This is a genomic window from Streptomyces sp. NPDC001315 (assembly GCF_042896175.1).
Classification (GTDB): domain Bacteria; phylum Actinomycetota; class Actinomycetes; order Streptomycetales; family Streptomycetaceae; genus Streptomyces.
This window is the reverse complement of the sequence record NZ_JBIAWZ010000018.1, coordinates 57,674-67,470: the sequence shown is the minus strand read 5'-3', so window position 1 is coordinate 67,470 and position 9,797 is coordinate 57,674. Positions and strand designations below refer to the sequence as shown.

The 9,797-nt window shown below is 67.6% G+C and carries 13 protein-coding genes and 1 pseudogene; 9 read left to right on the top strand and 5 right to left on the bottom strand.

Annotated elements, in window-relative coordinates; all coding sequences use genetic code 11:
- The 3 genes and pseudogenes from ACFY16_RS33640 to ACFY16_RS33630 form a co-directional block, all read left to right on the top strand.
- Positions 1–281 (top strand): FG-GAP-like repeat-containing protein (locus ACFY16_RS33640; RefSeq protein WP_390651003.1); only part of this gene is annotated, 281 nt, incomplete at its 5' end.
- Between the two features lie 235 nt (positions 282–516).
- Positions 517–714: pseudogene (locus ACFY16_RS33635) on the top strand (IS5/IS1182 family transposase); the annotation flags it as partial.
- Positions 715–1,332: 618 nt separating this feature from the next.
- Positions 1,333–2,004, top strand: coding sequence for a DUF1963 domain-containing protein (locus ACFY16_RS33630; protein WP_390651002.1), 672 nt, complete (start codon positions 1,333–1,335; stop codon positions 2,002–2,004).
- A 39-nt stretch (positions 2,005–2,043) separates the two neighbouring features.
- On the opposite strand, the gene ACFY16_RS33625 is transcribed toward ACFY16_RS33630, so the two are convergent.
- A complete protein-coding gene (locus ACFY16_RS33625) occupies positions 2,044–2,166 on the bottom strand; it encodes a hypothetical protein (RefSeq protein WP_390651001.1) in 123 nt (40 codons plus the stop codon).
- On the opposite strand from ACFY16_RS33625, the gene ACFY16_RS33620 reads away from it, so the two are divergent.
- Positions 2,125–2,781 carry an SDR family NAD(P)-dependent oxidoreductase gene (locus ACFY16_RS33620; RefSeq protein WP_390651075.1) on the top strand — a complete coding sequence of 219 codons (657 nt, stop codon included), beginning with the start codon at positions 2,125–2,127 and terminating at the stop codon, positions 2,779–2,781. The two genes, ACFY16_RS33625 and ACFY16_RS33620, sit on opposite strands and share 42 nt — an antisense overlap.
- Before the next feature lie 258 nt (positions 2,782–3,039).
- Here the strand turns inward: ACFY16_RS33620 and ACFY16_RS33615 are convergent, their stop codons facing one another.
- Entirely contained in the window at positions 3,040–3,780 is a 741-nt protein-coding gene (locus tag ACFY16_RS33615; RefSeq protein ID WP_390651000.1) for a class I SAM-dependent DNA methyltransferase, read from the bottom strand.
- Between the two features lie 419 nt (positions 3,781–4,199).
- Between ACFY16_RS33615 and ACFY16_RS33610 the strand changes: the two genes are divergently transcribed.
- Both ACFY16_RS33610 and ACFY16_RS33605 read left to right on the top strand, forming a co-directional pair.
- Positions 4,200–4,868 (top strand): recombinase family protein, encoded by a 669-nt coding sequence (locus ACFY16_RS33610; RefSeq protein WP_390650999.1) that lies wholly within the window; start codon positions 4,200–4,202, stop codon positions 4,866–4,868.
- 187 nt (positions 4,869–5,055) lie between these two features.
- Complete coding sequence (locus tag ACFY16_RS33605; RefSeq protein WP_390650998.1) at positions 5,056–5,448, top strand: transposase; 393 nt, start codon at positions 5,056–5,058, stop codon at positions 5,446–5,448.
- A 34-nt stretch (positions 5,449–5,482) separates the two neighbouring features.
- Here ACFY16_RS33605 and ACFY16_RS33600 read toward each other — a convergent pair whose 3' ends face one another.
- Positions 5,483–5,938: a VOC family protein gene (locus tag ACFY16_RS33600; protein WP_390650997.1), complete on the bottom strand. Its 456-nt coding sequence runs from the start codon at positions 5,936–5,938 to the stop codon at positions 5,483–5,485.
- Positions 5,939–6,094: 156 nt separating this feature from the next.
- Between ACFY16_RS33600 and ACFY16_RS33595 the strand changes: the two genes are divergently transcribed.
- Positions 6,095–6,946, top strand: a complete 852-nt coding sequence (locus ACFY16_RS33595) for a class I SAM-dependent methyltransferase (RefSeq protein WP_390650996.1) — start codon at positions 6,095–6,097, stop codon at positions 6,944–6,946.
- Between the two features lie 392 nt (positions 6,947–7,338).
- Here ACFY16_RS33595 and ACFY16_RS33590 read toward each other — a convergent pair whose 3' ends face one another.
- Positions 7,339–7,482, bottom strand: coding sequence for a hypothetical protein (locus tag ACFY16_RS33590; protein WP_390650995.1), 144 nt, complete (start codon positions 7,480–7,482; stop codon positions 7,339–7,341).
- On the opposite strand from ACFY16_RS33590, the gene ACFY16_RS33585 reads away from it, so the two are divergent.
- Together ACFY16_RS33585 and ACFY16_RS33580 are read left to right on the top strand one after the other, a co-directional pair.
- Positions 7,481–7,708, top strand: a complete 228-nt coding sequence (locus ACFY16_RS33585; protein ID WP_390650994.1) for a hypothetical protein — start codon at positions 7,481–7,483, stop codon at positions 7,706–7,708. The genes ACFY16_RS33590 and ACFY16_RS33585 overlap by 2 nt on opposite strands.
- A gap of 94 nt (positions 7,709–7,802) precedes the next feature.
- Positions 7,803–8,186 (top strand): winged helix-turn-helix transcriptional regulator, encoded by a 384-nt coding sequence (locus ACFY16_RS33580; protein ID WP_390650993.1) that lies wholly within the window; start codon positions 7,803–7,805, stop codon positions 8,184–8,186.
- 669 nt (positions 8,187–8,855) lie between these two features.
- Here the strand turns inward: ACFY16_RS33580 and ACFY16_RS33575 are convergent.
- A complete protein-coding gene (locus ACFY16_RS33575) occupies positions 8,856–9,752 on the bottom strand; it encodes an intradiol ring-cleavage dioxygenase (RefSeq protein ID WP_390650992.1) in 897 nt (298 codons plus the stop codon).
- Between the last annotated feature and the right edge of the window lie 45 nt (positions 9,753–9,797).

Here is a 9,797-nt window from a genome sequence, read left to right as displayed (position 1 = left end):
TCGCTGACATCGGCGGCGACGGCAAGGCCGACCTCATCGTCCACGGCACCGACGGCAACATCGCCGTCCGCACCAACAAGGGCACCTACTTCGACGGCGGCACCCAGTGGAGCGCCGGCTGGGCCAACTTCCTCGGCCACCCCAAGGGCGGCCTGTACTTCTCCGATACAACCGGTGACGGCAAGGCCGACCTGTTCGTGCGCACTACCGACGGAAAGATCGCCGTCCGCGTCAACACCGGCACATACTTCCAGATCTCCATCGGGGACGACTGGGTCTGAACGGGGTCGGTGGGGACGATCGGCCCTTCGCCGGGGTCCCACGTCGAGGACGCCGCGGGCATCGCCCACGACACCCTCACCATCGTCGCCATGAGGCACTGCACGTGCCACGGATGACGAGAGGCCCCCGCCCCGCTCGCGGATGCTGAATCGGGGGCCTGCGTGACGTCGGCCTTCGAGACCCGGTTGTGGTCTTGAAGGCCGACGTTGTCGTATGGGGTGGGTGCGGACGCCGATGCAGCCGAGCGGGCCGGGCGAGGTCCGGGCGGAGACGGTGCGGGTGGCGCGGGCCGCGTTCCCCAAGGGCAGCCTGGCGGTCCGGGTCAGGGACGAACTGGGGTCGTTGTTCCGCGACGAGGAGTTCGCGGATCTGTTCCCGGTCCGGGGGAAGCCGGACTGGTCCCCGGGCCGGCTGGCGCTGGTGTCGGTGTTGCTCGGGGCAGCGGGCCAGGATGTCCTTCAAAGCAGCGCGGTCCTCATCGCTCAGGGCCGTGGGATGGCGGGTCAGCCAGCCGGTCACCTGCCGCACCTTCGGCGGCGGGGCGGCGCGTCCGGCGGGGCTGTGCGCAGGGTGGCGATGTGGGCGCGGACCATGTCGTAGGTGACGGGGGCCTGCTCGGCGAGCAGTTCTCGCAATCGAACACTGCGGTGACGCTCCGCGACCGCTCCGCTGAGTAGGCCCGGAGCGCGGTGCCGGGATTGCTCCCGGTCCGTTTCTCCGGACCTCTCGCCGAACCCGCCGTGCGCCTCTCAACGCAACGGGCTACCGCTGACACCTCACCAGCGAGGCCGAACTCCACGCCCTGGACCGCATGGTCGTCACCTCCGTCGCCCCGACATCGGCGATCCGATCCCCGGCGACGCCACCAGTCCCCGGCTGCGCCAGTAGACCGACGAACTCGGGGCCGTCCGGCTCCTGTACTTCGTCACCGCGCTGCGCACGGCGGTCATCTCGGGTGAGAGCACTGTTCTGGCAGGTCAAGTGCTTGCGCGGCCGTGAGGCACGTTGGTCACGGTGATGGCAGGGGGCGGGGCTCGACTTTTCTGGGCGATGTCACTGGTCTGTCCTAGAGTCCTGGCCGTGACGACTCTCATGATCGATGCAGGTCCGGTTGCGCCGACTGCTCACGTGACCCGGACCGGTGGAGTGCCTCTGGCGCCGGCCGGCACTCCGTGGCCTTGCTGCACTTCGTGCAACGGCCCGATGCAGTTCCTCGCCCAGGTGGTCTTGGACGACCTCGGGGATGGAATTGAGGACCGGGGAGTCCTCGTCTTGTTCGCATGCCAGAACGACCCGGGTATGTGCGGCGACTGGGAGCCGGACTCCGGAGGGAATCAGGCCTTGCTCTTCCCGACGGATGGCCTTGAGCCACTGCGCCGGCCCGAAGGCGGTGTCGATGAGGCACTGCTTCTGCTCGGTTCCGTTCGGGCGGTCAGCTTGGTGCATGTGGACGAGCCCGACTACGACCAGGCCGGCGAGGAGTGGGCAGCGGGAAACGACCGTCCCGCGTCATCCGTGCTCGGCCAGCTCGGGGGTAGGCCCGCCTGGATTCAAGGCGACGAGACCCCGACTTGCGCATCGTGCGCCACTCCTATGCCACTGATTGTCCAGCTTGAGGAAGGTCCGGACCACAGCACCGCCATGAACTTCGGCGGCTGCGGCGGTGCCTATGCGTTCGCCTGTGAACCCTGTGGCCGCGCGAAGTTCCTGTGGCAGTGCTGAGCCGGTCTCAACGAACGCGCCCTTGAAGCGCCGGATCAGTCAGTTCTGCTCGCGCATCATGCGCGGGAGGCTGGTGCGGGCGGCGGCGAGGGCGTCCTCAAGCTCGGGGTCGGTCCGGGCCTGGGTCGCGCCGTCGCCCGCCGTTTCGGCGCCGCCGGGCACCCCGTCGCCCTGATCTCCCGCAACGCCGACAAACTGGCGGGCCTCGCCGACGCTCTGGCCGCCGAGGGCATCACCGCCCGCGCCTACCCGGCCGATGTCACCGACGCGAAGGGGCTGTCCGGCGCGCTGGAGGCGGCCGCCGCCGAGCTCGGGCGGATCGGCGTGCTCTTCTACAGCCCGGCCCCCACCTTCCCCAGTGAAACCGGCCAGGTGCCCGACCTGAAGGCGCTGGGATTCGCCCCCGCCGCGGAGACCACCCCAGAATCCGTGCAGCCCATGATCGACATGCGCGTCGGCGGCGCCCTCACCGCTGCCGCCGCAGTCCTGCCGGCGATGCGCGAGGCCGGCGACGGCGCCCTGCTGTTCACCACCGGCACGACCGCCCTCGCCCCCATTCCCGGCATGAGCAACTCCGGCATCGCCCTGGCCGGACTGCGCTCCTGGGCCCGCGGCCTGCACGAGGACCTCGCCGAAGAAGGCGTCTGGGTCGGCTACCTGTCCATCGGCGTCCCCATCGTAGGCACGGGAGTCTGCGTTCTGCCGGGCGCGGCGACGCCCAGCCCGCCCAACCTCGGTGGACGCGCTGACGAGCCGGTCGCGCCGCCGAAGCACTGATCAACGGCGCGTGTCCCGTCTCATGGGATCTAGCTCTGAGGCATCGCGCTGACCAGGCATGATGCATTGTGTAGCGAGAGTGCCGAGGTCGGTGTCTCGGATTGTCGTGTCTGCCGGGCGTAAATAGAGGGCGGCGTCTCAGTCCATCGTGTCCGTGGGTCTGCGTCCCCAGCGCTGGCTGACGGAGGGGGAGCCGTCGGCGCCGACGGCTCCCCCGTTGTTCTCAACCCCGGACGCGAGAGGGCGCCCGGTTGGTGGTCAGTCGGCGGGTTTCTCCCAGACCGAGACATGTTGACGGCTCTCGCTTGTGAAGGCTTCCCGTGTCCATCCGTCCCACCGCTCGCGCAGCCGCAGTCCGGCGAGCTGAGCCATCAGGTCGAGTTCCGACGGCCACACATACCGGAAGGGAATAGATCTGTACTCGCCGCGGCCGTCGACGACCTCGATGTAGTTCGAACTCGTTGCCTGGGTGGCGACGTCGTAGATGTCGAAGGCCCACCGCGTCGGGCTCACGTGGTAGGGCACGACGTTCTGCCCGGCTGGGAGCCTTCGCAGCTCGGGGATCAGGACCTCGATGACGAAACAGCCTCCGGGCTCCAGGTGAGCGGCGGCGTTGCGGAAACAGGCGACCTGCTCCACCTGCGTCGTCAGATTCATGATCGTGTTGAAGAGCAGATATGCGACGGAGAACGTCCCGTCCACTCTCGTCGTCGCGAAGTCGCCGACCGTGACACCGATCGCGTCACCGCCTGGCTTGGCACGCATCCGGGCAATCATCGCCCGGGACAAGTCGATGCCGTGGACCTGGACTCCGCGTTGTGCCAGCGGCAACGCGATGCGCCCTGTCCCGATGCCCAGTTCGAGGGCCCGGCCGCCATCGGCCAGGCCCGCCAGAAAGCCGACCGTCTCGTCGATGACGCCCGGCTTGAACATGTCCCCTGACGACTCGTCGTAGGCCGCCGCAACACGCTCTCCGAAGTAACCGTCCTGATCGTCCATCGCCAGACCGTACTGGGGCAGCTCGTCGCGGCGCGCGTGAATTTCGCCGCCCTTCGCGGGCGAAAGTCAGGAGAGACGGAACGGCCCCGCATACACGAACCGCGGAGACAAACCAGTCCGACGGACACGATCCAGTGAGACTCGTTGTGTCACGTCAGCCCGTACGGACACCACCAGATGAGACCAGCAGCGAATCCGACAAGACACGGCGAGAAAGAGACGGGATCACGTGAGACGGGACAGCGCGATCCACGCCGTCATCACAGGTCCTCAGCCGGGAGGGATCTTCAGAAAACCTTCGTTTTCTGAAGATCGCCCGGCGAGCCGCCGGGAGACCTCCAGAGCCTTTCAGAAACCCCTTCAAAAACCTGAGGGGTTCAAGAACCCCGAACCACCGTTTTCTGACATGATCCGGGGCCATGACCGCCCTCGAACCGGACACCGAGCCGGACCTCCTCGTCGCCGAGCCGCTCGTCCGCACCGAAATCAAGATCGGATACGCCCGGGTCTCCACTGGCGGGCAGAAGCTCGAACGGCAGCTCGACGCGCTCACCACCGCCGGGTGCCGGAAGATCTTCGCGGACAAGAAGTCCGGCAAGAACGCGCTCCGCCCCGAGCTGAAGGCGTGCCACGCCTTCCTCGATTCCGGCGACACCCTTTTGGTCCCCTCGCTCGACCGCTACGGCCGCAGCCTCCAGGACCTCATCAACATGGTGGCCGACCTGCGGAAGCGTGGGATCGGCTTCACCTCACTACACGAGAACCTCGACACCACGACGCCCGGCGGCCGTCTCGTCTTCCACGTCTTCGCCGCCCTCGCGGAGTTCATCCGCGAACTCATCGTCATCGGCACCAACGAGGGCCTGGCTGCCGCCCGGGCCCGCGGCCGCGTCGGCGGACGCCCCAGCGTCGCCACCGACGAAGTCATCCGTGCCGCCCGCGACCTCCTGCCCGACCCTGGCCGCTCGATCACCTCGATCGCCAAGCTCCTGGGCGTCTCCCCGGGCACCCTCTACAACCACATCCCCGACCTTCGAGAGCTGCGCGCCGGCGCCATCCCCCACCAGCTCGAAGCGCCCGCGAAATAGGCGAACCCGAACAAGATCAATCTCACCGGGATTTCCTGCACCTCAACTACTCACACCCGAACCAGGGCGACCTGCGGAGGGAACCACCGGGCGGCATCTTCACCGAGCCCCGTGATCATGGACTGGGAAGGTCACGCGGCGGGTTCACCACCAAGCTCCACCTGGCAGTTGAGCAGGTCAGAAGCCCATGTCGATCGTGGTGAATGCAGGGCAGCGTGGAGACTCGCCCCAGTTCGAACCCGTGCCGGAGAAGGTCCGCGTGCCCCGCATCGGGCCGGGCCGGCCACGCGTCCGCCCCGATCGGGTGCGTGCTGACAAGGCGTATGCCTCCCGCAAAAACCGCGCCTACCTGCGCCGCCGCGGGATCCGCTGCACCATCCCGGACAAGGCCGACCAGGCGCGCAACCGCCAGAAGCACGGCTCCCACGGCGGCCGGCCATCGCTTTTCGACCCGGCCGACTACCGCGAGCGCCATGCGGTCGAGTGCGGGCTCAACCGGCGCAAAAGGCATAGGGCAGCACCCACGAGGTACGACAAGTTCTCCGTCCGCTACGAGGCGACTGTGCTGTCGCAGCCGTGAACGAGTGGCTGTGACCAGCACCGTCGCAACGGCCTCAGACGACGTCGAATTCGTTGCCCTCGGGGTCCTGCATGGCGGCAGCGTAGAGCCCCATGTCCGACTCATCCTTGATCCGCAGCACGGTGGCACCAGCTTTGACCAGCCGTTCCACCGTAGCCTTGACCCGCTGTGTGCGGACGTCCAGTGGGACGTCACGACCCCCACCGACCTTCAGGTCCAAGTGCCACCGGTTCTTGGCGACCTTCGGCTCCGGAACCTGCTGGAACCACATCCTCGGTCCACGTCCCGCGGGATCGATGATCGACTCCGGAACATCCCCGGCGCCGGCCGGCAACTCTGCCTCGGGCACCCCCATCGCCGCCCAGTAAGCACGCCACGTGGCGTGCCCGCCCGGCGGAGGCTCAGGCACGTAGCCCAGGGCCTCGGCCCAGAAAGTCACCATTCTCCGCGGATCGGAGCAGTCGATCGTCAGCTGCACTGTCATCTCCATGCTCGGAGCATCCCAGGCAGGACTGACAGACGATCCACTTTCGCTAATGGTGGGTTTAGTGGTCGTAGGCGGTTCAGTGCGCGCATGGCTGGCTGGCCGCGCATGAACCTGGTCCACTCATCAGGCCCCGTGGAATCGATCATCTAGGCTGGCGTGGTGACTGATGAGCAGGAGCGGGTGCAGCCGTCGGGCGTGTGGGCCACGGCGGTGGGGGTGGCCAGGGTGCGGGCACTGGAGACCGAGCGGGAGAACGCGCTGTTCCGCGACCCACTGGCACAGGCCTTCGCCACCGCCGGCGGCCTGTGGCCCTCCTCGCCGCCGCTGCCCGATGACGAGGCCGCGCAACGCCGCCGGCTGGCCGTGTCGTTCTCCATCGTCATCAGGACGAAGTTCCTCGACGACCTGTTGCAGCAGGCCTCCGCGTCCGGGGTCCGGCAGGTCGTGCTGCTCGGCGCCGGCATGGACAGCCGGGCCTTCCGGATGGACTGGCCCGAGGGAACCCGGCTGTTCGAGCTCGACACCGCCGCGCCACTGGACTTCAAGGCGTCGGTGCTGCGCCAGGAGCGGGCCGTCGCACGCTGCGAGCGGATCACCGTCACGGTGGATCTGCGTGAGGACTGGCCGGCCGCGCTGGCCGCCGCAGGGCACGACCCGGCCGTGCCGACCGTGTGGATCGCCGAAGGACTGCTGATCTATCTGCCCGAGGACGCGGTGGAGCTGCTGCTGGCCCGGATCAGCGCGCAGTCGGCGGCAGGCAGTCGGATGGGGCTGACGTTGGGCTCGCGCGGCGTGATCGAGCGCTTCGGCGCGGACGCCGTGCCGGGATCGGCGGCGTCCATGTGGGTTTCGGAGATGCCCGACGACTCGGTGGGCTGGCTGGCCGGGCACGGCTGGGAGGCAGACAGTCACACCCTGCGCGAGCGCGCTGCCGCCTACGGCCGCCCGATCAGCACCCCGCCGCAGCGCGAGGAGCGGCCCGGCGGACTGATCTCGGCGGTCCGCCGGTAGAGCGCCTCCCGGTTCCCTAGATGATCGATTCCAAGGGGGCCGGATGAGTGGACCAGGTTCATGCGCGGCCAGCCAGCCATACGCGCACTGACCGTCTACAACCACTGAAGTTGGCCCGAAAATCGCCTGGCCTCGACCCGGACGACCGTGTCGATCGCCTCGACCGATTCCGCCACACGCCCTCGACCGAGGAAAACAGCAGCTCGTTCAACTGCGGCAGCAACTCGTTCACGGCGAAGGACTGTCGACCAAACCACCATCCAGCCACGGATCGCCGCCCTCGCCTTGGTCTCACGCCCCCCGGTCGGGCCGGGCATCTGACGAGTGACGTCAAAAGTGGTTCCGGCGCAAGATCTTGAGGCGCGGTCGCGGAGAGTTACCTCGGTGTTCGATCACGAGGGATTGGTTCCGTGTGAGCTCGGGTACGCCTTGCCGTCCGACAGGAGGAAGCGACGCTCCATCAGATGGTTGTTGTCTCTGCCGTAGCCGTAGCCGTAGCCGTAGCCGGCGCCGTGGTGGGTGACGGTGTCGGTCATGGAGACCGATGCGGTGTTCTGGGACCCTTTCGCGTTCGACGAGACCGACGACGTGAATGGTGAGGCGGTGACGGCCGTCTTCGGCACGGTCGACATAGTGGCGAGGGGCCGGGCGGCCGGGGCGGCGTGTCCGGATGCGGCAGCTTCTCGGACCGGGCCCACGACTGCTGTCAGCGCAGGTTCAATGAACTTCCGCTCGGTGGGCAGAACGTCACGATCATATTGACGGCCATGGTGACTCCTCCGCATCTGGTGCTGGTTTCCTTGCTCGCGGAAGACGTTACGGAGCCACGGGCTACCTCCTGGTACCTTCGATTTTCATGCAGAACGTGGCTGGACCTGCCTTCCTCGCCGACTGCCCCACGCGCCTGGCGGTCGAGATCATCTCCGACAAATGGGCCGTGCTCGTGATCTTCGGGCTCAGCCATCAGCCTCGTAGACACGGTGAGCTCGTCGACCTCATCGGCGGCATCTCGCGCAAGGTCCTCACCCAGACGCTGCGCCGGCTCCAGCAGTACGGTCTGGTCGAACGCCATGCCGAAGTGCCACGGCGGGTCGAGTACAGCCTCACCGACCTCGGCCGGACCCTCGTCGAGCCCATCGAGGTCCTGACGAACTGGGCGAGGGACTACGGCGGGGCCATCGTCGACTTCCAGGAGGCGGCGCAAGCCGCTGGTTCTGATCGGGCTCGCTCGGCGGGTTGATCGTGGCGATGCGCGGCCGAGGAATGTCGTCGACGTGTTCAGAAGCGGTAGTCGGTCTGGCTGAACGGGCCTCCCTTGGTGTGACCGTACGCCTTGCCGGTGTGCTGATCGACGAACACCTCAGGCAATGCGAGGGAGAGTCGTGGCAGTGGGTGCTGGTACGAGCGGATACCTCATCATGCCGACAGCGGCGCCGCTCTCGGTGCCTTTCAGGAGGTAACCGGCCTTGGTGGCGAGGGCCTTCAACTGTTGGGGGCTTGGCTTGAGCAGGCTGGTTGATGCTGCTTCGCGTCATGGGGGCGGTTCCATGGACTCTGTCACCCGTTTTCGCCTGCCTGGTAGCGGTTTCCGCTGTTTTTGAGTGGGGGCGTTTCTCCTTCGCTGCGTCGTGGGATGGCGGCGGTCGTGGTTTTCCGTGCGGTGCGGTGCCGCTCGGGGTGGGGTGGCTCGGGCGGATCGACGGGACATGGCGAGGGTGGTGAGCGGGTCGAGCAGGGCTTGCTGTTCGAACGGGTGCTGTCGCGCAGTACGGCGAAGGCGCCGTCGCTCAGCGGCGAGGAGTTGCCCGGCGTGTCGTCCCGTCCGGCCGGAGGGAGGGTTTGAGGCCGGCCAATTTCTCGATGGCGAACCGTCCGAACGGCGTACGTACGACCGCCTAAACGAAGGCGCTCATGACGCCTCTTCGGGGGCGAGGACCATGTCGAACTTTACGCGGGTCCAGTCGCGGTCCACCGGGCGGCCGTCGGGTGTCGGTGTGCCCGCGAGACGCTGTACGAAGTCCTTGACCAGGGAGTCCTTGACGCCGAAGACGGTGTCGCTGTGGAGGAGTTCGTCGCCGCGTACGAAGATGTGCGTCACCAGCCGGCGAGCGCCGGGGGCGGTCACCATGAAGTGCAGGTGCGAGGCGCGCATCGGGGACCGGCCGACGGCCTGGAGCATTTTTCCGACCGGACCGTCGTGCGGAATCGGGTACGGCGTGGGTGTGATCGCCCAGAAACGGTAGCCGCCGTCTTCGTCGGTGAAGAGGTGGGCTCGTGCGGCCGTGCGGTCGTCGTCGTACTGAACGTCGTAGAAGCCGTCGTCGTCGGCCTCCCACACCTCGATGCGGGCACCGGGTACAGGCTTGCCGTCGGTGTCGCGGACGGTGCCCTCGACCCAGCAGGGCCGGCCTTCGGCGCCGAAGGAGAGGTCGCCGCCGTTGTCGATGCGTGGCGAACCCTCGACGAAGAACGGGCCGAAGACCGTGGCCTCCGTGGCGTCGCCGTACGCCTCGTTGTTGATCGTGATGGTCTGCATCGAAGCGCCCAGGACGTCGGACAGAAGGATGAACTCCTGCCGCTTGTCGTCGGTGATGTGGCCGACGGCGGTGAGGAATTCGATGGCCTCGGTCCACTCGGCCTCGGTCAGCCGCACCTCGCGCACAAAGGTGTGCAGGTGTGTCACGAGCGAGCGCATGATCTCGCCGAGGCGGGCATCCTCGCAGGTGTCGAACGAGCGCAGTACGCGCTGCACGAGGTCTTCCTCGCGTGCCCGCTGCTCGGCGGAGATATCACGGTTGATGGTCATCGCAGCTCTTTCCTTGGTCTCGACGGCTCTCGACGGCTCTCGACG